Below are 22,085 nucleotides of genomic sequence, written 5' to 3' on the forward strand. Positions count from 1 at the left end.
GACAATTCCAAAGCTAATCTCATTTTGGAAATTATCAAGTTTCCTAATTCAGGGGAGCCGGCCATGACCGTCCACACCACCCCAGCTGCAGCCGCCCAGACCGCCATTCCTGCGACCGCGCTGGAGGGCGCCCTGCCCGGCGCGCCAACCGGCGTCCGCCGGCAAAAGCTGAACCTTCGCAAACTGTTGCTGATGGGGGCGGCGATCGTCGCGCTGACCGGCGCGAGCTGGTACGGCAACGATTACTGGACCGTCGGCCAGTACCTCGTCTCCACCGATGACGCCTATGTGAAGGCCGACAACACCACGATCGCGCCGAAGGTCAGCGGCTATCTCGACCGGGTCATGGTCGGCGATAACGAGCATGTGAAGGCCGGCCAGGTGCTGGCGCGGATCGATGACCGCGACTTCCGCGTCGCGCTCGACCAGGCCAAAGCCGACGTCGCCGCCGCGAATGCGACGGTGACGAGCAAGGAAGCGCAGCTCGACGTGCAGGAGGCCGTGATCGCGGCGGCGCGCGCGACCATCGATGTCGACAACGCCGCAAAAGTCTTCGCCAGGCAGGAGAACAAGCGCTACACCGACCTTGCCGCCACCGGCTATGGCAGCCTGCAGAACGCGCAGCAGGCGCAGGCGCGCGACGCCGGCGCGGACGCAACGATCGCGCGCGACAACGCCAACCTGATCTCCGCCCAGAAGCAGGTCGATCTCCTCAAGGCCGAAATCGTGCAGGCCAGGGCCGCCGCCGCACGCGCGGCCGCGCTCCAGCGTCAGGCCGAGCTCAATCTCGGCTACACCACGATCGTCTCGCCGATTGACGGCGTCGTCGGCAACCGCTCCTTGCGCGTCGGTCAGTTCGTGCAGGCGGGCACGCAGCTGATGGCGATCGTGCCGACCGATGGCGCCTATGTCGTCGCCAATTTCAAGGAGACGCAGCTCACCCACGTTAAGCCGGGCCAGACCGTCGATATCGAGGTCGACACGTTCCCGGGCCAGGTGGTCCACGGCCGCGTCGATTCGATCGCGCCGGCCAGCGGCCAGGAGTTCGCCCTGCTGCCGCCCGACAACGCCACCGGCAATTTCACCAAGGTGGTGCAGCGCATCCCGGTCAGGATCGCACTCGATGCCGCGCATGGTCCCGCGATTGCGCTGCGTCCCGGCATGTCGGTGATCCCGACCATTGCAACACGTTCGACCGCGCCGGCCGCGAATACGGCCGCCGCGTCAAGAACGAAGCTCGTCTCCGGAGGGTCGTGCCATGTCAAACAGCCTCTCACTTTCGACGCAAGCAACATCGGCCGCGACATCTGATCGGCCGCTCGCCGATCCCAACCGCGCGAGCCTGGCGACCTGGATCGCCGTGCTGGCCGCCATGATCGGCTCGTTCATGGCGATCCTGAACATCCAGATCACCAACGCCTCGCTGGCCAACATCGAAGGCGGCATCGGCACCGGCGCCGACAATGGCTCCTGGATCTCGACGTCGTATCTGATCGGCGAGATCATCGTGATCCCGCTGACCGATTATTTGAGCCGCGTGTTCACGTTCCGCCGCTACATGCTGGCAAGCGCGACGCTGTTCGCGGCGTTTTCGGTGGCCTGCGCCTTCACGCACGACCTGCCGTCGATGATCGCGATGCGCGGCCTGCAAGGCTTCGCCGGCGGCGTGCTGATCCCGATGGCGTTCACGCTGGTGCTGACCAAGCTGCCGAAGCCGCAGCAGCCAGTGGGCCTTGCGATCTTCGCGCTGTCAGTTACGTTCGCGCCCGCGATCGGCCCCACCATCGGCGGCTATCTCACGGAGACCTATGGCTGGCGCACGATCTTCTTCGTCAACGTGATCCCGACCGCAATCATGGTGGCCGCGCTCTACCTGACGCTGGAACGGCAGAAGATGCAGCTCGGCCTCCTGAAGGAGGGCGACTGGGCCGGCATCGTCACCATGGCGATCGGGCTGTCGGCGCTGCAAGCGGTGCTCGAGGAGGGCAACAAGGACGACTGGTTCTCCTCGCCCTTCATCGTCAAGCTCGCGATCATCGCGGCCGTCAGTCTGACGCTGTTCATCGCAATCGAGCTCACGATCGAGAAGCCGCTGATCCGGCTGCGCCTCCTGACGCAGCGCAATTTCGGCTTCGGCACCGTCGCGATGACGATGGTCGGCTTCGCGCTGTTCGGCTCGGTCTACATCCTGCCGGCCTATCTCGGCCAGGCGCAGGGCTACAATGCCGAGCAGATCGGCAACGTGCTGGCCTGGACCGGCCTGCCGCAGCTGGTGCTGATCCCGCTGATCCCGATACTGATGAAGCGCTTCGACACCCGCTATATCGCGATCACCGGCCTGCTGATCTTCGCCTATAGCTGCTTCATGAACACGGCGATGTCGCCGGACTATGCCGGCGATCAGCTCTGGATCCCGAACATCGTGCGCGCGGTGGGCCAGGCCATGGTGCTGACACCTCTCACCTCGGTTCTATCAGGCGGCATCGCGCCGCAGGACGCGGCCGCGGCTTCCGGCATCAGCAACATGTTCCGCAATCTCGGCGGCGCCATCGGCACGGCGACGCTCGCGACCATCATCACCAAGCGCGAGCAGTTTCACTCCAACATCATCGGCCAGTCGGTCACGCTCGGCCGCGAGGAAGTCCGCACCCGCATCGCGCAGATGACGGACTACTTCACGGCGCATGGCGTACCCGACCCCCATGTCGCGCGCGAGCAGGCGATCATCGCGCTCGGCAAGACGGTGAAGCGGCAGGCCTTGGTGATGGGCTATTCCGACACGTTTGCGGTGATCGGCATCGTGCTGGTGCTCGCCGCGATCGCGGTGCTGCTGACACGGCGGGTGAAGGCGGCGGGCGGACCCGCGCATTAGGCCTTCACAGGACATCGTCATGCCCGGGCTTGTCCGGGCATCCACGGCTTTATTTTTGTGGTCGCGAAGAATGTGGATGGCCGGGACAAGCCCGGCCATGACGGTGCGGCAACGTCAGTGCCCTATGGCGCGCAGGTGAAGCTCGACGCCTCCGTCACCGGGCCGCTCTTGTAGTGCGGCCAGGCCGGCCAGCGGCACAGCGGCAGCGAGCGGGCAACCGCGAACGACGGCGCCTCGACTTTCTGCTCGCTGACTTCGAGATCGCCGGGCGCCTTGCCCTGCTCGACCCAGCCGACCAGCGCGCTCAGCATGTCGACGTTGGCCGGCGCGCCGGACCCGACATGATCGACGCCGGGCGCGGTGTAGAGCCGCGCGAACTCCGCGGTCTCGGCCTTGCCGAGCTTGCGCTCGACACTCTCGAAATAGCGGATGCCGGCGTAGGGACTCTGCGCGTAGTCCGCCATGTGCTCGAGCACGATCAGCCGGCCGCCGCGGGCACGAAAACGGCTGAGATCGGGATCGGTCGAATCCATCAGCTTCGAGACCTCGAGCAGCCGCGCCTTGTGCTCCTCCACCTTGTAGGTGGTGACGTCGAGCTTCGGATCGCGCGCGAACACATACTGAATGCCGCCGGCGCCGTAGATCCAGGCGATGCCGTTGTTGGGCGCAGGCGGCTGCGCCGGCGGCGCGGTGCCGAGCCACCAGGCGGTCCAGCCTCCGGTCGGGCCGATCGCCGGCGTGTCCTCGCCCGAGACGCCCCAGCCCGGATAGTCGTCGAGACCGTTGGCGAGCACGAAGGGGAATGTGTAGGTGGCGTGCAGCGTGTTCACGGCCTTGATCTGCGCCTCGGTGAGGCACTGATCGCCGCTCTGGCCCGCCGCACAGCGCAGCGTCTCGACCTTGAACGCCGCCTTGCAGGCGACGGGATCCTGCACCAGCGCATCGTCGGAGCCGTCGGCCTTGTCGCAAGCCGCCCGCACCGCCTCGCCCACGAGCTTGACCTGCGCCGGATTGATCCAGCCCTCACCCATGGTCACCAGCCCCGAACGGGTACCGGCATGCTGCAGGCCGACCCAGTTGATCACGGGCACGCGGGCGAAGATGCCGTCGAAATCATCGGGGTAGCGCTGCGCCATGGTCAGGCCTTCGCGGCCGCCCTCAGACGAGCCCATGAAGTACATTTTTTCCGGTTTCTTGCCGTAGGCGCGCTCCATCAGCGCGACGGCGGCGTCGCGCACCTTCTTGTAGGCGCGGTGGGCGAAATTCTCGAAGGCTTCGTCGTTCAGCGCGAAGACCTGTGGCGGCTCGCCTTGCTTGGTCTGGTGACCGGAATCGGTGCCGTAGGTGACGAAACCGCGCGCAAGCGGCGACGGCTTGTCGAAGGGATAGGCGGGAGGCAGCGCAAGTCCCGTGATCAGCACGCCGTTGAAGCCACCGCCGCCATATTGCAGCGAGCGGCCGTTCCATTCGACGGGCAGGTTGACCTGGAATTTGATCGGCGGTGCCTTGGGATCGACAGGATCGATATGGCCGAGCACCTTGCAGAAGCCGGGATTGGCCGGCGTGATGCGCCCCGACGGCGTCGGGCCGCGTTCGGCGATCGCCAGTTGCGATGGCGCCAGCAAGGCTGCGGAATCGATCTTCACGGCGTCGGCCCCGCCAATGAGCCCCTTGCAGACCGTATCCGCGTCTTCCGCCAGCGTTGCCGCCGACGCGGCGCCTACGCCCGTCACGGCCGCGGCACCCACAAGCCACGCACACAGCTTCACGACCTTGCGCACCATCGTTTCCATCCCCACTGCTTTGTTATCGCTCAACTGATAGGCCAACCAATTCAATGCAACTGACCGCCTGCCGTCAATCGTCGTGGCAGCACCAACCGCCACCACGAACCTGGCGGCTGGCTCACCGGATCCAGCAGGCCGCGCGCCCTGTAAAGAATTGAACTTAATGTGAAATTTTGTCCCACGGCCGAACGCGGACGGCCCGTCGGCCGACCAAGTCCACAGGCTGTCATCAATCTGTCAGATGAGCCGGGCTTTCCTGCCTGAGCGGCGGGGCATGCTATCCTGCGCCGGCAAGAACCAAGGAGCGAATGGTGAACGAAATCATCAATGTCCCGGCCCTGCCGACCGACGCATCGGCGGTCGCGCGCATCAAGTCCGAGATCGACATTTCGGATCGCTCGCGCCTGGTCACGTTCGGCGAGCGGGCCCAGCGCTCGGTGGTCGAGTTCGCCGACCGCATTCTCGCCCAGACCCAGAACCGCGAGCTCGGCGCCACCGGCAAGCTCTTGACGGACATCCTCGGCAAGGCCCGCGGGCTCGATCCCGCCGACCTCAAGGACAAGGGTTTTCTCACCCGCCTGTTCTCGTCGGCGGAGGCGCGGCTGCGCCGCTTCACCGAGCAGTTCAACGACGTCGCCTCGCAGGTCGACCGCGTCTGCGTCGAGCTCGACCGCAACAAGGAGGTCTTGCGCCGCGACATCGCCCTGCTCGACGACCTCTATGAACAGACACGGGGCGCGCTCGGCCAGCTCGATATGCACATCGCCGCCGGCAAGGCGTTCACCGAGGAATTCCGCGGCGGCAAGCTCGTCGAGATGGAGCGGGCTGCGAAGGCGCAAGGCGCGGGCAGCGACGCGATGCTGGCCGCGCAGACCTATCAGGATGCGGTCCAGGCGCTCGACCGGCTGGAGAAGCGCGTCTTCTATCTTCAGCAGGCACGCCAGATCGGCATCCAGCAGCTGCCGCAGATCCGCATCGTCCAGTCCGGCGACGAGACCCTGATCGAGAATTTGCAGGCCACGACCGAGCTGACGATTCCCGTATGGAAGCAGAAGATGATCCTGCTGCTCGGCCTGAACCGGCAGAAGTCGGCGCTGGAGCTGCAGAAGACGGTCACCGACGCGACCAACGAGATGATACGCCAGGCTTCCGAGATGATGAAGACCCAGGCGATCGAGATCGAGAAGCAGTCGCAGCGCGGCATCGTCGATATCCAGACGCTGGAGAAGACCAACCGGGATCTGATCGACACCATCGCCGGCGTGCTCAATGTGCAGGAGCAGGGCCGCACCAAGCGCGCCGAGATCGAGCACCGGATGGCGGAGCTGACGGACGAGTTGAAGACCGCGATATCCAAGGCTGCGCCTTGATGCGTACTTTGTAACGGTTTCTCGATGAAGCTTCTGCATAAGGGCTGCCGCATGAAGGCTCGCGCATGAGGACTTTCCGTTTCCTGCGGCGCCCGCTGGCGCTGCTCGCGGCAGTGCCGCTGATGGCCGCGCTGCTGTCGGGCTGCGGCGGGCCCGGGCCGCAATTCACCATTCTGTCGGGTTCGGAGAACGACATCCTCGAGCCGCTGGTGCAGGAGTTCTGCAAGTCGCGCAACGCGACCTGCACCATGCGCTATCAGGGCTCGCTCGACATCGCCCTGGCGCTGAAAGCCGGCGATCCCGGCGCCGACGCGGTGTGGCCGGCCGCCTCGATCTGGATCGACATGTTCGACACGACGCGGCGCGTGAAGATGGTCAAGTCGATCGTGCAGATGCCGGTCATTCTCGGCGTGCGCCGCTCCAAGGCGCAGGAGCTCGGCTGGATCGGCGCCAAGGTAACCGCCAAGGACATCCTCGCGGCCGTCGAGGGCGGCAAGCTGAAATTCCTGATGACGTCGGCGACGCAGTCCAATTCGGGCGCGGCCGCCTATCTTGCGATGCTGGCGGCCGGCATCGGCAAGCCCGACCTGATCGAGGCCGGCGATCTCGACAAGCCCGAGGTGCTGGCGACGGCGCGGGGATTGCTGAAAGGCGTCGAGCGCAGCGCGGGCTCCAGCGGCTGGCTCGCCGACCTCTACCGCGACGGCGAGCGCAGCGGCGCACATTACCAGGCGATCTGGAATTACGAAGCCGTCATCAAGGAAACCAACGACAAGCTGATCGCCGACAACCACGAGCCGCTCTATGCGATCTATCCCGCCGACGGCGTGGCGATTGCCGATTCGCCGCTCGGCTTCGTCGACCGCGGCCGCGGCAAGGACGTCGAAGGCTTCTTCACCGACCTGCAGGCCTTCCTGCTCAACGGCGATGCGCAAGGCAAGATCGCCAGGACCGGCCGGCGGGTCGAGATCGGCCGCGCCACGCCGCTGGCGGCCGATCCGAAGACCAATCTCGATCCATCGCGGCCGGTGACCGTGATCCGTCCGCCTGAACCGGCCGTGATCCAGAAGGCGCTCCTGATCTATCAGGAGGCGCTGCGCCGGCCGTCGCTGACTGCGCTCTGCCTCGACGTCTCCGGCAGCATGCAGGGCGCCGGCGAAACGCAATTGCTCGACGCCATGCGCTTCCTGCTCACGCCCGCCCGCACGCGCGAGGTGCTGGTGCAATGGACGAAGTCGGATGAGATCCTGGTGCTGCCGTTCAGCGACCACATTCTCTGGACGGCGCGGGCCAGCGGCGACGAGAACGAGCAGACCGGCCTGCTTGCACGTGCGCTCGAATTGCGGGCCAGCGGCGGCACCGACTTCTACACCTGCGGCGCGCAGGCACTCGCCGCCATGAAGCCGCAGCTCGCCGACGGCAAGCATCTGCCGGCCATCGTCATCATGACGGATGGCAAGAGCCAGGGGGCGCTGTCGACATTCGAGAGCGCCTGGCGCGCGGATGGTCATCGCGTGCCGGTGTTCGGCGTGACGTTCGGCTCCGAGGTCGACCGGGCCCAGCTCGACAATCTGGCGAAGCTGACCGGAGGTCGCGTGTTCGACGGTAGCAAGAGTCTCACCGACGCGTTCCGCGCCGTACGAGGATACAATTGAATGGCCGCAATGCCGTCCGGGCTTGGCTGGATCGCGGGTGGAGTGGCAGCCGCAGCACTGCTGCCGTCGCTCGCGATCGGGGTCGCGATGCCGTTCTGGATCGCGCTTGCGATCAGCGCGGTCGCCGGCGGCGGCATCGTCGTGGCGCTGGCGCCGAGGAACCGGTTCGCCGCGCTGGAAGCCAGCGGCGTCGCGCGGGGCAAGATCGAGTTTGCCAACGAGCTCTTGGCCGAAGCCGAGCCGCTGGCGGAACGCATGGAAGACACGGCGTCGGCGATCCGGACCCGCGCGGTCGCCGATCGGATCCGTCATCTGGTCAAAGTGGCCCGTGACATCTTCGCGGCCATCGAGCGCGATCCGCTGCGGCTCGACCGGGTGCGCCGGTTCCTGACCTATTATCTGCCGCGTGCCGCCGAGATCGCCGAGGCCTACCATGCGCTGGAGAAAAGCGCCGTGCCCGACACCGCGCGCCTTGCCGCCACCGGGGACATGATCGAGCGGCTCGACGGCGCCTTCACCCGCTATGCCGCCAATCTCAGGGATGCCGACCTCGACAAGCTGGACATCGAGCTGAAGCTGTTGAAAAGCTCGCTCGACGAGGACATCGGCCCGCCGCCGCCGGCAGCCCCGGTCGAGACCAAGAGAGGAACGTCCTGATGGCTATCTCGCGCCGCGCCTTCGGCATCGGCCTCGTCGCTGCGAGCGCGGCGGCGACCGGCGGCTATGTTTATCTGCGCGAGCATCCCGAAATCGCCGGCCGCTTCGGCGAGGCCAAGCGGCTGTTCGGCTTTGCCGGCGGCGAGAAGGAGGGTTTTCTCGCCAACGCCCGCGTCAAGAATACGCTGGAGCGCCGCTTCGGCCTGATCCTCGACGGCCGCCGCGCAGGCTCGGTCGAGATGGTCCGCGAGCGCGCGCTGCTCGACCAGAAGCCGCAATTCCTCTGGCCTTCCTCCTCCGTGCTGGTCGAAGTGGCGCGTTCGTCAGGCGTCAAGATCTCGCGCGACCAGGTCATCTTCAACTCGCCGATCGTGCTCTACTCCTGGGACCGCATCGCCGACGGGCTCGTGAAGGGCGGCATCGCCCAGCCTGCCGGCGGGCCGCGCTACACGGTGGATCTGTCGAAGCTGCTCAAGGCCATCATCGCCGGCGAGAACTGGTCTGCGATCGGCGTCGCCGACCTGTTCGGTCGTGCGCGCGTGGTCTCGACCGACCCGAACAAATCCAATTCAGGCTTCATGTTCGCAGGCCTTGCCGCGAGCCTCTTGTCGGGCGACGTGGTGATGCCGGAGACGCTGAGCAAGATCGACGGCGATGTCGCCACCGTTTTTCGCCGCATGGGTTTCAAGCCGCCGTCTTCAGGCAAACTGTTCGACGACTACGTCGCCGGCGGCGCGGGCGCACAGCCGCTGATCGTCGGCTACGAGAACCAGCTGGTCGAATGGGTGCTCCAGGACGCAGAGCGCTGGAAGCGGCTCGAGGCGAACGCGCCGGCCAAGCCTGTCATTCTCTATCCGCAGCCCACGGTGTTCTCGGCCCATCCGCTCATCAGCATCAACCGGCAGGCCGACGATCTCATCGAGGCCCTGACGAGCGAGAGCCTGCTCGAAATGGCCTGGGAGGACCACGGCTTCCGCGGGCCGCTCGGCACCATCGGCAAGGCGCGCAACGCGTTGTTGCAGTCGCGCCTGCTGGAACGGATCGACGCCGTGCTGCCGATGCCCGATGCGCCGGTGATGCTGGCCCTGCTCGACCGGCTGGCGGCCTAAAGCGCGATGAGATTACGATGAATCGTCATCGCGCTTTAGGTTGTTGTTTGAGCATGATCTTTTCGGAAAACCGCTTCGCACTTTTCCGGATCATGCTCTAATGCTCGAACACCAGCCGCGCGCCGATCGTGCCTTCCAGGCTGCGGATCTGCGCAAGCAATGCGCCTGAATCCTCGCCGCCGAGGTCGGCGTCGAGCACGACGTAGCCGAGGTCGCCGGCGGTCTCCAGATATTGCGCGGCGATGTTGATGTCGCGCTGGAGGAAAACCTCGTTCAGCCGCCGCAACATGCCCGGCACGTTGCGGTGGACATGGCTGAAGCGCGCCCCTGCGGGCCGCAGATGCAATTGCACCTCCGGGAAATTCACCGCGCCCATGGTCGATCCGGTGATGAAATAGTCGACCAGCTTGCGCGCGACCTCGCCGCCAATGCGCTCCTGCGCCTCCTCGGTCGAGCCGCCGATATGCGGGGTGAGGATGACATTGCCAAGGCCTTGCATCGGGCTCTTGAAGCGATCCGAATTCGAGGATGGCTCGACCGGAAACACGTCGACGGCGGCACCGGCGATGTGACCGTCACGCAAGGCGCCCGCGAGCGCATCGAGATCGACCACGGTGCCGCGGCTGTTGTTGATGAAGAACGAGCCCGGCTTCATCGTCCGCAGCTCCTTCTCGCCGATCATGCCTGCGGTTTCCGGCGTCTCCGGCACGTGCAGGCTGACGACGTCGCTCTGCGCCAGCAGCTCTTCCAGCTTCTCGACCGGCTCGGTGTTGCCATGACGGAGCTTGTCGGTGCGGTCGTAATAGATCACCCGCATCCCCATCGCCTCGGCCAGCGTCGAGAGCTGCGAGCCGATATTGCCGTAGCCGACGATGCCGAGGGTGCGGCCGCGCACCTCGCGGCTGCCCGCCGCGGATTTGTCCCAGCCGCCCTCATGCGCCGACACCGAGCGCGGAAAGATCTGGCGCAGCAGCATCACGATCTCGCCGATCACGAGCTCGGCGACGCTGCGCGTGTTGGAGAACGGCGCGTTGAACACGGGAATGCCGCGCTTGCGCGCTGCCAAGAGATCGACCTGATTGGTGCCGACGCTGAAGCAGCCGACCGCGAGAAGCTGGTCGGCGGCCGCGAGCACGTCATCGGTGATCTGGGTGCGCGAGCGGATGCCGAGCAGAGACACGCCCTTGAGCGCGCGCCGCAGATCCTCGCCGTCCAGCGCCTTGGTCAGCCGCTCGACATTGGTGAAGCCCGCGCTCTTGAACAGGTCGACCGCGCTGTCATTGACGCCTTCGAGCAACAGCGCCTTCGCGTTCCGCTCGAGGCTTTGGCCTGAGGCTGACATGGAATCTCCGTGAGTCACGATTTGCCGCAGCTCATAGACCGCGGAGGAGAGGCAGCACAATAGGGCTTGGATAGGGGGAGAAGATGGCGGAGTGGATGGGCCTGGCATCCCACTAGCCCGTCATCCTGAGGCGTGAGCCCCGTGGTGCGAATGCACCGCGGGGCGAGCCTCGAAGGATGAACGGCCCCGAGGCAGCCGGGAGCCGGGCCGTCAGATCACATAAAACCCGTGCGTGCCGTCAAGGCGAAGCTGCTCGACGAGGCCATATTCCCAGTCGAGATAGGCCTGCATCGCGGCTTGCGCGACGTCGGTACCTTCATAGGGGCGGCGGTAGCGGTGGGCCGGGTCGGGCTTGGGCAAAGCGCGCGGCGGGCCGACCTCGAGGGCGCCGTCATAGCCGCCTTCGAGCACGTAGACCTCCCAGCCCATTTGCGCGAGCCAGGACGCCGTCATGTCGGCGCGGACGCCCTTGTCGTCGGTCAGGAGAATGCGTGCGCCACGCACCGGCGCGGCCATGTCGGTTTCTTGGACGAGCTGGCCGCCGGGATAATGGCGGAAGCCCGGGAGATGGCCGGCCGCATATTCCTCGGCATCGCGCACGTCGAAGCGATAGAGCGTGCGATCGGTCTGCGCGACGAGCGCGGCCATCTCGCTCGCGCCGATATGACGAACGCCGGCGCGATAGGCCACATCGCGCGCATTGGCCGGGCCGCCCTCGAACGATCCGATCGCGCCGCGCCTGTCGGCACCGTGGTCGAGCGTATGCCGCGCCAGCGTCCAGCCGATGGTGCCGTTGCGCAGCGCCCGCACCTTGTTGGGCACGCCGGCATTGATCAGCGACTGGGTGCCGATGATCGAGCGCGTGCGGCCGGCGCAATTGACGATGATGGTGGTCTCAGGGTCGGGCGCGGCCTGCCCCGCCCGCAGCACCAGCTCCGCACCAGGGACGCTGACCGAGCCCGGGATGTTCATGGTCGCGTATTCGTCGAAGCGGCGGACGTCGAGGATGGCGACGTTGGCCTTGTCCGCGATGAGCTTCGCCACCTCGTCGGCGCTGAACGAGGGCGTGTGCCGCCGCGCCTCGACCAGCTCGCCGAATGCTTTGGAATAGGAATTGACGTCCTCGAACACCTGATAACGCGCATCGCGCCAGGCCTTCAGACCGCCGTCGAGCGCGCTGATGTTGCTGTAGCCGAGCGCAGCAAGCCGTTCGGCGCCCGCAGCGACGAGGCCTTCGCCGTCATCATAGAGCACGATGGCCACGTCCTTGCGCGGCAGCCGCACCTCGGCTTCGATCCCGATTCGATCCGCGGCCATGTTGCCGGCGAACAGCGGATGACCGGTCGCGAAGCCTGCCTCATGCCTGAGATCGAGCAGCGCGATCTCCTCGCGCAGCAGCAGCGCGCGGCGGATGTCGGCAGGGGTGACGGTCGGGAGCTTCATGGCGTGGACCCTGGGGGAGGACAGGCCATGGCTTTTGAACGATTGTCGAAGTGTTGGCTAGCCTTTCCGGCAGCGGCTCACTCACCCGGAACCAGCCGCCCGAGCGGCAGCTGCGCCGGACGGCGCAGCTTGCGGCGCGACAGATAGAGCAGGATTCCCGTGACCGAGAATAACGGCATCGAGATCGCGGCCAACATGAATGCGAGCTTGCCCGGCCACCCCAGGATCGCGCCGCGATGGATGTCGTAAATGGCGGCGATGATCTTCTCGCCGAACGTCTTGTCGGCATAGCGCTCCGCGGAAACCAGCTGACCGGTGACGGCATCGACGCGGAATTCGTCGCGCGTCGCCTCGAGCGTCATATCCTTCCCCCACGACCGGATCCGCATCACCGTGCCGGGGCTGGCCGGCAGCGTCAGCAGGGCCCTGGAGAAGCGGCCGCCTTCCTCGCGCTGGAACGCCGTCCAGGCCTGATCGAATCCGATTGGCACCGCCGGCTCGGCACGGCCGTCCGGGCGCGGCGGCTTTGCGGCCATCTTCGCTGCGGTGACGTGCGGTCGCGACAACAGCCAGGCGACTCCGTCCTTGTACCATTCGAAGGAGAACCACAGCCCGGTGAGCGTCATCGCCAGATAGACCGGAAGGACCCAGGTGCCGATCACGGTGTGCAGCGACCGGTGCAATCCGCGGCCGCTGAGCCCGAGATTCGGCTTCAGCCACATCTTCACGCTGCCCGCACGACGCGGCCAACGGAGCACGAGGCCTGACACCAGCATGACGATGAGGCCGAGCGCGATCGTGCCGGTGACCGGACGTCCCCAGCCCTTGGCATCGCCGGGAATGAGCAGCCAGCGATGCAGCCTGCGGACGGTCGCGAAAAACGCCTCGCCGCGCGGCGCACCCAGCACACGCGTGTCATAGGGATCGACATAGAGCGAGGCCGGCCGGCCGCCCTGCTCGTCGCGGCCGAAGCGGATGTGAACCGCCGAAGACGGGTCGCTCGACAGCGTGACGGCGACGACCTTGCCGAAATCCTGCGCCGCCTTCAGCCGCGCAACCAGCGCGTCCGGCATCAGCGCCGGCGTCGTCCGCGGCGCGACCTGCATGATGCCGGCGTTGAGATAGTCGACGATCTCGTCCTCAAAGCTCATGGTCGCGCCGGTCAACGCGATCAGGGACACCAGCAGCGCGAGGACCAGGCCGGCGATGGAATGGACCTGGAACAGGATCGCCTTGATCGTGTGTCCCCGCTGCACCGTCATCGCTAGAACTTCACCGTGGCCGACAGCGATACGCGGCGCGCATCGCCGATGGCGACGTTCAGAGCGCTGCCGGTGGTGGAGGTGTAATAGACCTTGTCGAACAGATTCTTGACATTGAACTGATAGGTTACCGGCAGCTTGTCGACCTTCGTGTCGTAAGTCGCAAAGATGTCCGCGACCGTGTAGGACGGCAGGAAGAACGTATTGGCGGTATCGCCCGGCCGGTCGCCGACATAGCGCGCGCCGCCGCCAAGGCGCAGGCGTCCGGGAAGCGCGTCGCCGAAATCGTAGACGAGGTAGAGTGAGGCCGTGTTCATCGCGGCGTTCAGTAGCTTGGCGTTGCCGACGACGGGATCATTGATCAGGCGCGCGTCGGTATAGCCGTAGCTGCCGATCATGCTCCATTGATCGGTCAGCCTGCCGGTGACATCCAGCTCGACGCCACGCGACCGGGCAGCGCCTGAGGTACGCGCCGCCCGATCGCCGCCGCCGAGGTCATCTATCACCAGCACGTTCTTCTTCTGGATGTCGTAGACCGCCAAAGTGCCCGATAAACGTTTGTTGACGTCGAACTTCAAGCCAGTCTCCCACTGCGTTCCCTCTTCGGGCGCAATGGTGGAGTCGACGACGAAGCCGGCAGGAGCACCGGAGAATGCGGCGATGGTCGAGGTCGGCTTCAGCGACTGCGTATAGCTCACGTAATAGGAAAGCTGGTCGTTCAGCTTGAAGATGACGCCACCGAGCGGCAGCACCTTGTCGCCCGAAAGATTGGTGTTCGTGATGAAGTTCGGCCGAGCCTTCCCGGCGAGCTGTTCGTATTCCATCCAGCGCACGCCACCGACCACGGAGAGCCAATTGGTCAGATGGAACGTGTCCTGGGCGAAGAAGCCGCGGGTGCCGAGCTTGTCGGTCTGCTCGCTGTCGGTTGCCGAAACGGTCGTGCCCGGCACGACCAGCCCGTAGACCGGGTTATAGAAATTGAAGCTCGGAGTCGCCTGGCGGATCAGATCGTGGCGGTCGATCGTGCGGTACAGCGCCTCGCCGCCGAACAGGATCTCGTTGCGGAAGCCACCTACCCAGACGTCGCCCTGCAGATAGGAAGTGCCGTAGCTGGCATTGCTCAGCGAGTTGCGCGTGCCGTCATTGCTGCGGGTCTCGACGCCGGTCGCGGCGTTGACGCCGGTGATGCGAAGCTGATTGGCGCTGAAGGTCTCGGTGTTGTAGCTGTAGGCCGCCGTGACCTTCCAGTTGTCGTCGAGCTTCTGCTCGACCGAGGCCTGGATCAGATCGGAGGTCCCCCACATGTTGTTGAAGGGCTCGTCGAGCCGGCGCGTCGCCGGGATCGCAAGCGGCGCGCCGTTGACGAAAGCCGTGCCGCGATCGAACGGAGTGATGAACTCGCGGTGCTCGTAGGTGAGCTGAACCGTCGCGTTTTCGCCGTACCAGGCAAGCGACGGGTTCACCAGCATTTCCCGATGGCGGCCGAAATTGCGCCAGTAATCCTCGCTGACGCCGTAACCGATGAAACGATAGGCGAGACCGCCGTCACCGATCGGGCCGGTGACGTCGAGCGTGCCGTCGGCGCCGGTCTTGGACGCACTGAAGGCCGAGCCGAGGAGCGTGACCGAACCGTGCTGATAGAGCTCCGGGCGCTTGCTGATGGTGTTGACGATGCCGCCGGGATCCATGATGCCGTAGAGCAGCGAGGCCGGCCCCTTCAGCACCTCGACGCTTTCGACGGCGGCGTTGAGGCTGCGGCCTTGCACCAGCGGCATGCCGTTGCGCATGATCGAGCCGTCGCGATTGTCGCCGAAGCCGCGGCGGATCACGGCGTCCTGGGTGCCGGCGAGCGTGTTGGTCTGGGTGATGCCGCTGATGTTGACCAAGGCATCGTCGATGTTGCGCGGGAGCTGGTCCTTCAGCACCTGCTCGGGCACGACGTTGACGGATTGCGAGGTATCGAGAGGCGAGGCGCCGCTGCGCAGCGTGGTCGCGCTCGGCATCGCGCGGTAGCCGAGTTTTGCGGCCTGCTGCGCGGCAGCCGCAGTTGCGGCTCGTTCCGATAGTGTCGGCGCTGCCGGCGCGGCGGCATTCCGGCTGCGCTGGCGTGCAGCAGCTTGTGTCCGGCGCTGGGGCGATTCAGATGCGCGCGCGGGCTTCGGCCGCTGCACCGGTGCATCCACCGTTACCGGCGGCAGCGCCGATTGCGCCTGCGCATTCGTCGAGGGGCATTCAGCGAGCAATACCGCTGCGCCAATGAGAAGACACGCACGGCTCTTGCCGGCGCGATGATGATGGCTGCTGACAGGCAGGCCATCCGCGGAGGCACGCACTTTCAATCCACTTCAAGTCAGAACATTGAAGTGTGCGGCTGTAACAGCCGCGGACTATGAAGAGAACCGTAGTCGGGATTGAATCGCTCTAGTGTTGAATCGTTCTAAGCGCATAGCGGTGCTGAACGGCAATCACCGATTGATGGCGCAGCGATCGCAACACGCTGCACGCGAATTCGCGGCAACGTGTCACGGAATTTTGACATCTCACGCAATGGCGGGCGTCATCAACGCGTCGAGTTGCCGCTTGAGCGCGGCACCGTCCGACAGGGCGCGGAACGGCGGGCGCACGCGCAGCCACGCGGTATCTCCGGTCTGCGCCGCCAGGACGGCCTTCAGGGTCGCGAGGAACGAGGGCGTGTTCAGCACGATGTCGATCGCGGCCTGCATGCGCGCCTCGACATCCTTGCCTTCGACCATGCCCTTGACCAGCTCGGGCACGACGTTGGCCATTCCACAGATGGTGCCGGCGCCGCCGGCAGCAATCGCACGGGTGATGTCGGCTTCGTTGCCGACGGTGATGGCGAGCTCAGGCGCGGCGGCACGGAACGCCTGGAACTGCTTGAAGTCGCCGCTGGAGTCTTTCAGGCCCGCGACCACCTTGCCGTAGCGCTTGCGCAGATTCGCAGCAACCGCCGTCGGGATCGCCACGCCGGAAACCTGCGGGATGTGATAGAGCGAGGCGCGCAAGCGATCGTCGGCAACGCCATCGATGATGGCGGCGAACGCATCCTCGATGCCCTCGGGCGAGACGTTGCGATCGAAGTAAGGCGGCAGATACAGCACGTGACGCAGGCCGAGGCCGAGCATCGCGCGCGTCAGCGCGATGCTGTCAGTGATCGCGGGAAAGCCACCGCCGATCCCGATGCGTTCCGCAGCAATGCCGGCCTCGAGCATGGCCTCGACGGTCGCGATGCGTTCGGTGACATTGAACGAGGTGCCCTCACCGGTGGTGCCGAACAGCACCACGCCGTCGACGCCCTTGCCGAAGAGCTGCCTGGCATGGACGGCGAGCCTTGCGGAATCCACGCTGCCGTCCGTCGCCAGCGGCGTCACCGATGCCACCCAGAATCCGTGAATTGCTTCCGTCATGACACCACCCATTGCTGCGGCCTCGGACTCAGCCTCTGATCTCAAACGATCCCGGGAAGCCTTATCGAGCCTTGTTTTTGCTTTACTTTTATTCTTGTACCTTACATACAAGAAAGACGCAAATCCTTTTAACCGTCGCTGCGCGCATGAGACGCAGCCGAATCTGGAGGAGGTCTCGCATGAACATGGTGACCCCCGTGAAGCGTCCGGACCAATTGCTCGGCGAGTTGCGCGACAAGCTTGGCGCGGCCGCCGTGCTGATCGGCACCGACGTGCCCGCGCGCAATTGCAACGACTGGAGCGCGAGCCTGCCGCAGACGCCGCTGGCGGTGATCCGCCCGGTCGATGCGCAAGGCGTGGCCGATGCGATTGCGACCTGCCGACAGGCGCGCCTGCCATACGTGCCGCAGGGCGGATTGACAGGGCTGTGCCGCGGCGCCTCGCCTGAAGCGGGCTGGGTCGCGATTTCGCTGGAGCGCATGACCGGCATCGAGGAGATCGATCGCGCCTCCGCAACGATGACGGTGAAAGCCGGCACGCCGCTGGAGGCGATCCAGAAGGCTGCGGACGAGGCCGGCTTCTTCTTTCCGCTCGACCTCGGTTCGCGCGGCTCCTGCGCCATCGGCGGCAATCTCTCGACCAATGCCGGCGGCAACCGCGTGATCCGCTACGGCATGACGCGCGAGCTGGTGCTCGGCCTGGAAGTGGTGCTGCCCGACGGCACCATCATCACCAGCCTCAACAAGCTGATGAAGAACAACGCGGGCTATGACCTCAAGCATCTCTTCATCGGCTCCGAAGGCACGCTCGGTATCATCACCCGCGTCGTGCTGAAGCTGTTTCCGAAGCCGCGCTCGACCATGGCCGCGCTGTGCGCGCTGAAGGATTATGCCGCGGTGATCGACCTGCTCGGTGCCGCACGCAGCGGGCTCGGCCCGCTGCTGTCGGCCTTCGAGGTGATGTGGCCGGATTATTGGGACGTGATCACGACACGCGCCGGCGTGAAGCCGCCGGTCGCCGCCGGCCACGGTCTCTATGTGCTGGTCGAAGCGCAGGGCACCGACGAAAGTCTGGATGCGCCGCGCTTCCAAAGCTGGCTCGAGGAGCTGATGGAGCGCGGGCTGCTGGCCGACGCCGCGGTGGCGCAATCGCTGGCGCAGACGCAGAGCTTCTGGCGCGTGCGCGACATCTGCGCCGAATTCGGCCAGGTGCTGGGGCCGCATATCTCCTACGACATCGGCCTTGCCGTGGCGCGCATGGACGAGTTCGCGACGCGCTGCAAGGCGGCCTTGGCCTCCGGCATCAAGGGCTGCGAGAGCGTCTATTACGGCCACATCGGCGACGGCAATCTGCATCTCGTGTCCTGGGTCACGGGCCTCACCGTCGAGCAGCAGCCGAAGGAAGAGATGGACGCGATCATCTACGGCCTCGTGCGCGAGCTGGGCGGCAGCGTCTCGGCCGAGCACGGCATCGGCACGTTGAAGAAGAAGTGGCTGGGCCACGCCCGCAGCGAGGCCGAGATCGCGCTGATGCGGACGCTGAAGGCCGCGCTCGATCCCGATCATCTGCTCAATCCCGGCAAGGTGATCTGAGAGCGCGCATGCGGTCGCTCAAGCTCGATACGCCGAAATCGCTGTCGCAGCGCGTGATGCAGCGATTGCGGCAGGCGATCATCGACGGCGAGTTTGCGCTCGGCGCCGCCATCTCCGAGGAGATGGTGGCGAACTCCTTCGGCGTCAGCCGCACGCCGGTGCGCGAGGCGATGGGCCAGTTGCAGGCGCAGGGCCTCGTCGTGATCCGGCCGCAAGTCGGCAGCTTTGTGTTCACGCCTAGCGCGGAGGACATCACCGCGCTCTGCACTTTCCGGATCGCGCTGGAGCCGAAGGCCGCCGAGCTCGCCTATCGCCACGACCGCGACGGCACGGTCGCAACCATGAGTGAGGCAATCGCGGCGATGGAGCCGGCGGTCGCGGCGAAAGACAACATCGCCTATGGCCGCGCCGATGCCGCCTTTCACGAGGGCCTGTTCGCGCATTGCGGCAACCGCTACCTGGTCGAAGCCTATCAGCTCGTCTCCGGCCGCGTCGCCGCGCTGCGCACCAATCTGACCTCGCCGATCGACGTGCGCACCCGCTCGTCTTTCGACGAGCATCGCAGGCTGCTCGATCTGTTTGCTCGCGGCGAGTTCGCGGCGTTCGAAGCGTTGATGACCACGCACATCACGAATTCGAGCGTGGTTTATGCCAAGGCACTGAAGATGAATTGAGAGCGACAGATTATTGTTTGAGCATGATCTTTCCGGAAAACCGCTTCACACTTTTCGGGATCATGCTCTACCGCGTATCCTTCGATCCCGGCCTGTCGAGAAAATCCAGCGCGGTGTTGATCTGTTCGAGCTGGTGCTCGATCTTGTCGCGGTCGTCGACCGACGAGGCCTTTTCGAGCTGTTCCACGAGCTTCTGCTTCCGCAACAGCAGGTTCTCTATGACTGTACTCACCGCTCCCCCATCGCCCCGAGGCGAATATCGAGGCAAATAACCAGACACTGGCGCCGGATTAGCGGACGCGCGCGCAAACGTGGCTCGCGCGGGTGCCTGAATCAGAATGTTCGCAGGGGCGGTTGGTTCCCAGGTGCACGAGACGAATTGGAACTCAACGGGAAAGATCCGCGATCAGGCGATCCATCTCCCGCTTGTTCACGCCGTCCTTGATCACGCCGTCGCCGAGCAGAAGACCATCGATTTCCGTGCGCGCATATCTCGAGAGCGCCCATCCCAGCGGGGCATCAAGCGCACCGGCAAGCGAGAAGTGATAGAAGCGGCTGTCGGGATCGGCCTCGACCCGTCGCTTCAATTGCCTGGCGACGCCGATGCCGCTGACCGTGCTCGCCTGCATAGCGACGCCGAATACGCCCGGCACCTGCTCCTCGGGCAACGGGTAGAGGAAGCGCCTGATGTGGATACGCGAGTTGTGCGACGTCGCCTTTCGCGCCTCCTCGCTGAAGAGTCCGACATTCGGCCTGACGAACTCGAATTCCTGCTCCCGCGCCTGCCGGATCTTCCGGCATTCGAGAATCCGATCAGGGCGCTCGTCCAATAGATGCGCCGTCCCGCAAACCGGATCGCTGGAGATTTGGACAACGAAAATCTTCGGCTTCACGCCCGACGCTGCGGCGAGCTGCTTGACCGCATTGTATGCCTCCAATGCCGTGGTGGCGCCGAAATTGTCGAAGAAGCCGCCGTCCGCGATGCCCTCCCTGTCCTTGCAACCGGTCTCGATCTCCTTTCTGCCTTTGAGCGCCGGATCAGTGACGGGAAACCAGCCCCATTCCTCGAGGCCCGGGAACCTGGCACTGCTATTTGCCGCCGTGCTCAGCGGCAGATCGACCTGCTCGGCGATATTGACCTTGCAAGGCCCAACCTCATGCATCCAATCCGTGCGCAGATCGCTGACCGGCATGCGGTCGCCGCCATAGATCGAGGTGGTGTTGAGGACCAGAGATAGCCTGGGGCTGGTGTCGGACCAACGGCTCCTCATGGGAGTGCTGAAGAGGTCGGAGGAGCGCGTGTCGAAGGGTGTGACGAGCGAACGCCACCTCGCCTCCCATGTCCGCTCGAGCGCAACACTGCGGGCCGCAAAGATCGGAAGGACGATATTGATCGGTTCGCTAGTCACCGTGGCTCCAAGGATGCCGGCCAGAAAATCCTGCTCATGAAACTTGTCCGAGCACGATTCCAGCGGGCCTATCCGCTCGGTGGGGCTGCAGCTCGCATTTGGAACGGCCAGCAGCGATCGGAACAGCGCGAGGCCGACCGATCCGCCCGAGACGCCGCTGGCAATGAAGAACTTTGGCCGTGAGCTCGGGACGCGATCGACGATGTGGGTCAGTATCTTGGATGTCCAATAGCTCGCCCGAATACCGCCGCCAGCAGCCGCAACGATAATAAGGGTCGGAGTTGCCGTGCCCTGTGCCCTGACCGACCGGCGTATCGCCTCGTCGAGTGGGGTCGCAGCCCTGAAGACCGCATCGCCCCGGATCGTATCCGTTCGAGGCGATGCAAGAAAATACAGCAGCACCTGTTCGGCGATCACCACTAGCACGACGGCCACCACAACCGCCCGGACGGTGCGCGAATCTCTCATCTCCAAAGAAAGCCCGACCAGCAGAAGCTGCCATCCGGCCAAGCCGACCGCCAGCGTGAGGGCTGACCCGAGCCACTCGCCAATCTGCGCCGGCACGGTCGCAATGGCGAGGACGCAACCGAGCCCGACCGCGCCGAGGAGCCAAGGAACTCGGGCCAGCAAGCACACCACGAGCGTCTGCCCGGCGACCAGCACCCCTATCAGGAAGTAGACGAGACAGAAGAGGAGATATTCCAGAGAGTAGACGCTCTCGGCGACCGCCGCCAGCAACAGCCCCGTTGGCAAGCTCACGACTCCGGCAATTCCGGCAGCTGCCAACTCATGCTCGCGAAATCCAAAACGGGTGGCCTCGTCCTCCCCGACCGTCCTGCCGGCAAACAAGGCTGGAACACATCCGAAGATACTCGCGAACAGAAACCCAATCGCAGCATAAAAGCAGAAGCCGGACCAGGCGTCATCCTGAGTAGATCGCAGGAGATCACGACCTTGATCCGGATAGACGATCGCAAGCCCGAAAACGGCGATGATCAGGCAGCCGGCCACGATGAACGGTATGTTCTTCAATGCGACCTCCCCGCGACCCCGGCCAAGGAATCAGTCGCCAGTCGGCCTGAACTCGCTTGGACGGGCGGACGCTGTGCGGGCAGCTTAAGACAAACACTAGCAGAAATTGTAGTCGGATCGAAACACGTCGGCATCACCCGGTCGGGTGATCGCCGCCATCCGGCGGCATCGACTACGTTCGCAAGCGCGCCCGGACGTCCCGAGGATCGGTAATCCGCCGAACAGATGGAAGATCGCAACGCCTAAGGTATCGAGGCGATGCCCGCAAGCTGCACGGACGCGACATGGGTGCGGGTGACCGAGACCGAGAACACGGCCAAGAGCGCGCAGAGCATGCAGAGCCTCATCCGCACCGTCCTGCGATCGGTGATCGGCAGGAACAGGAAAAACAGCATTGCCAGGATCAGCAGCGTATCGACCAGAAACATGGATCTCTCCCTTGATACGGGGAGAGGA

At 65.2% G+C, this 22,085-nt stretch carries 17 protein-coding genes; 8 read left to right on the forward strand and 9 right to left on the reverse strand.

What is annotated here, in order from left to right; genetic code table 11:
- Window positions 1-63: 63 nt before the first annotated feature.
- Window positions 64-1,311 carry an HlyD family secretion protein gene (locus tag I3J27_RS36770; RefSeq protein ID WP_270163692.1) on the forward strand — a complete coding sequence of 416 codons (1,248 nt, stop codon included), beginning with the start codon at window positions 64-66 and terminating at the stop codon, window positions 1,309-1,311.
- Complete coding sequence (locus I3J27_RS36775) at window positions 1,259-2,872, forward strand: DHA2 family efflux MFS transporter permease subunit (protein WP_370691919.1); 1,614 nt, start codon at window positions 1,259-1,261, stop codon at window positions 2,870-2,872. Before I3J27_RS36770 ends, I3J27_RS36775 begins: the two co-directional genes overlap by 53 nt.
- A 122-nt stretch (window positions 2,873-2,994) precedes the next feature.
- Here I3J27_RS36775 and I3J27_RS36780 read toward each other — a convergent pair whose 3' ends face one another.
- Window positions 2,995-4,665: a tannase/feruloyl esterase family alpha/beta hydrolase gene (locus tag I3J27_RS36780; RefSeq protein WP_270163693.1), complete on the reverse strand. Its 1,671-nt coding sequence runs from the start codon at window positions 4,663-4,665 to the stop codon at window positions 2,995-2,997.
- A 302-nt stretch (window positions 4,666-4,967) separates the two neighbouring features.
- Here I3J27_RS36780 and I3J27_RS36785 point away from each other — a divergent pair, with 302 nt between their 5' ends.
- The 4 genes from I3J27_RS36785 (at window position 4,968) to I3J27_RS36800 (ending at window position 9,450) form a co-directional block, all read left to right on the forward strand.
- Complete coding sequence (locus I3J27_RS36785; protein WP_270163694.1) at window positions 4,968-6,029, forward strand: toxic anion resistance protein; 1,062 nt, start codon at window positions 4,968-4,970, stop codon at window positions 6,027-6,029.
- 65 nt (window positions 6,030-6,094) lie between these two features.
- Window positions 6,095-7,684: a substrate-binding domain-containing protein gene (locus I3J27_RS36790; protein WP_270163695.1), complete on the forward strand. Its 1,590-nt coding sequence runs from the start codon at window positions 6,095-6,097 to the stop codon at window positions 7,682-7,684.
- Window positions 7,685-8,341 (forward strand): 5-bromo-4-chloroindolyl phosphate hydrolysis family protein, encoded by a 657-nt coding sequence (locus I3J27_RS36795; protein WP_270163696.1) that lies wholly within the window; start codon window positions 7,685-7,687, stop codon window positions 8,339-8,341. It begins immediately after the preceding gene.
- Complete coding sequence (locus tag I3J27_RS36800) at window positions 8,341-9,450, forward strand: hypothetical protein (protein ID WP_270163697.1); 1,110 nt, start codon at window positions 8,341-8,343, stop codon at window positions 9,448-9,450. Before I3J27_RS36795 ends, I3J27_RS36800 begins: the two co-directional genes overlap by 1 nt.
- A 97-nt stretch (window positions 9,451-9,547) precedes the next feature.
- On the opposite strand, the gene serA is transcribed toward I3J27_RS36800, so the two are convergent.
- From serA to I3J27_RS36825, 5 genes are all read right to left on the reverse strand, one after another.
- Complete coding sequence (serA, locus tag I3J27_RS36805; RefSeq protein ID WP_270163698.1) at window positions 9,548-10,792, reverse strand: phosphoglycerate dehydrogenase; 1,245 nt, start codon at window positions 10,790-10,792, stop codon at window positions 9,548-9,550.
- Between the two features lie 210 nt (window positions 10,793-11,002).
- Window positions 11,003-12,235: a rhodanese-like domain-containing protein gene (locus I3J27_RS36810; RefSeq protein ID WP_270163699.1), complete on the reverse strand. Its 1,233-nt coding sequence runs from the start codon at window positions 12,233-12,235 to the stop codon at window positions 11,003-11,005.
- 77 nt (window positions 12,236-12,312) lie between these two features.
- Window positions 12,313-13,497: a PepSY-associated TM helix domain-containing protein gene (locus I3J27_RS36815; protein ID WP_270163700.1), complete on the reverse strand. Its 1,185-nt coding sequence runs from the start codon at window positions 13,495-13,497 to the stop codon at window positions 12,313-12,315.
- 2 nt (window positions 13,498-13,499) lie between these two features.
- Entirely contained in the window at window positions 13,500-15,836 is a 2,337-nt protein-coding gene (locus I3J27_RS36820; protein WP_270163701.1) for a TonB-dependent siderophore receptor, read from the reverse strand.
- 201 nt (window positions 15,837-16,037) lie between these two features.
- On the reverse strand, window positions 16,038-16,922 hold the full coding sequence (locus tag I3J27_RS36825; RefSeq protein ID WP_270163702.1) for a dihydrodipicolinate synthase family protein: 885 nt from the start codon (window positions 16,920-16,922) through the stop codon (window positions 16,038-16,040).
- Between the two features lie 179 nt (window positions 16,923-17,101).
- Between I3J27_RS36825 and I3J27_RS36830 the strand changes: the two genes are divergently transcribed.
- Together I3J27_RS36830 and I3J27_RS36835 are read left to right on the forward strand one after the other, a co-directional pair.
- Complete coding sequence (locus I3J27_RS36830; protein WP_270163703.1) at window positions 17,102-18,514, forward strand: FAD-binding oxidoreductase; 1,413 nt, start codon at window positions 17,102-17,104, stop codon at window positions 18,512-18,514.
- An 8-nt stretch (window positions 18,515-18,522) separates the two neighbouring features.
- Window positions 18,523-19,188: a GntR family transcriptional regulator gene (locus I3J27_RS36835; RefSeq protein ID WP_270163704.1), complete on the forward strand. Its 666-nt coding sequence runs from the start codon at window positions 18,523-18,525 to the stop codon at window positions 19,186-19,188.
- Window positions 19,189-19,255: 67 nt separating this feature from the next.
- On the opposite strand, the gene I3J27_RS36840 is transcribed toward I3J27_RS36835, so the two are convergent.
- From I3J27_RS36840 to I3J27_RS36850, 3 genes are all read right to left on the reverse strand, one after another.
- Window positions 19,256-19,420, reverse strand: a complete 165-nt coding sequence (locus I3J27_RS36840; protein WP_270163705.1) for a hypothetical protein — start codon at window positions 19,418-19,420, stop codon at window positions 19,256-19,258.
- Between the two features lie 154 nt (window positions 19,421-19,574).
- Window positions 19,575-21,629: a hypothetical protein gene (locus tag I3J27_RS36845; RefSeq protein WP_270163706.1), complete on the reverse strand. Its 2,055-nt coding sequence runs from the start codon at window positions 21,627-21,629 to the stop codon at window positions 19,575-19,577.
- Window positions 21,630-21,871: 242 nt separating this feature from the next.
- The gene (locus tag I3J27_RS36850; RefSeq protein WP_270163707.1) at window positions 21,872-22,057 is read right to left on the reverse strand and encodes a hypothetical protein; all 186 of its coding nucleotides are present in this window, start codon (window positions 22,055-22,057) and stop codon (window positions 21,872-21,874) included.
- Window positions 22,058-22,085: the final 28 nt, after the last annotated feature.

Source organism: Bradyrhizobium xenonodulans, from assembly GCF_027594865.1.
GTDB lineage: Bacteria > Pseudomonadota > Alphaproteobacteria > Rhizobiales > Xanthobacteraceae > Bradyrhizobium > Bradyrhizobium xenonodulans.

What these genes read in the sequence shown, in the direction of transcription:
- I3J27_RS36770 (WP_270163692.1), top strand. Translation starts at nt 64, where the DNA reads ATGACCGTCCACACCACCCCAGCTGCAGCCGCCCAGACCGCCATTCCT.
- I3J27_RS36775 (WP_370691919.1), top strand. Translation starts at nt 1,259, where the DNA reads ATGTCAAACAGCCTCTCACTTTCGACGCAAGCAACATCGGCCGCGACA.
- I3J27_RS36780 (WP_270163693.1), bottom strand. Translation starts at nt 4,665, where the DNA reads ATGGAAACGATGGTGCGCAAGGTCGTGAAGCTGTGTGCGTGGCTTGTG.
- I3J27_RS36785 (WP_270163694.1), top strand. Translation starts at nt 4,968, where the DNA reads ATGGTGAACGAAATCATCAATGTCCCGGCCCTGCCGACCGACGCATCG.
- I3J27_RS36790 (WP_270163695.1), top strand. Translation starts at nt 6,095, where the DNA reads ATGAGGACTTTCCGTTTCCTGCGGCGCCCGCTGGCGCTGCTCGCGGCA.
- I3J27_RS36795 (WP_270163696.1), top strand. Translation starts at nt 7,685, where the DNA reads ATGGCCGCAATGCCGTCCGGGCTTGGCTGGATCGCGGGTGGAGTGGCA.
- I3J27_RS36800 (WP_270163697.1), top strand. Translation starts at nt 8,341, where the DNA reads ATGGCTATCTCGCGCCGCGCCTTCGGCATCGGCCTCGTCGCTGCGAGC.
- serA (WP_270163698.1), bottom strand. Translation starts at nt 10,792, where the DNA reads ATGTCAGCCTCAGGCCAAAGCCTCGAGCGGAACGCGAAGGCGCTGTTG.
- I3J27_RS36810 (WP_270163699.1), bottom strand. Translation starts at nt 12,235, where the DNA reads ATGAAGCTCCCGACCGTCACCCCTGCCGACATCCGCCGCGCGCTGCTG.
- I3J27_RS36815 (WP_270163700.1), bottom strand. Translation starts at nt 13,497, where the DNA reads ATGACGGTGCAGCGGGGACACACGATCAAGGCGATCCTGTTCCAGGTC.
- I3J27_RS36825 (WP_270163702.1), bottom strand. Translation starts at nt 16,922, where the DNA reads ATGACGGAAGCAATTCACGGATTCTGGGTGGCATCGGTGACGCCGCTG.
- I3J27_RS36830 (WP_270163703.1), top strand. Translation starts at nt 17,102, where the DNA reads ATGAACATGGTGACCCCCGTGAAGCGTCCGGACCAATTGCTCGGCGAG.
- I3J27_RS36835 (WP_270163704.1), top strand. Translation starts at nt 18,523, where the DNA reads ATGCGGTCGCTCAAGCTCGATACGCCGAAATCGCTGTCGCAGCGCGTG.
- I3J27_RS36850 (WP_270163707.1), bottom strand. Translation starts at nt 22,057, where the DNA reads ATGTTTCTGGTCGATACGCTGCTGATCCTGGCAATGCTGTTTTTCCTG.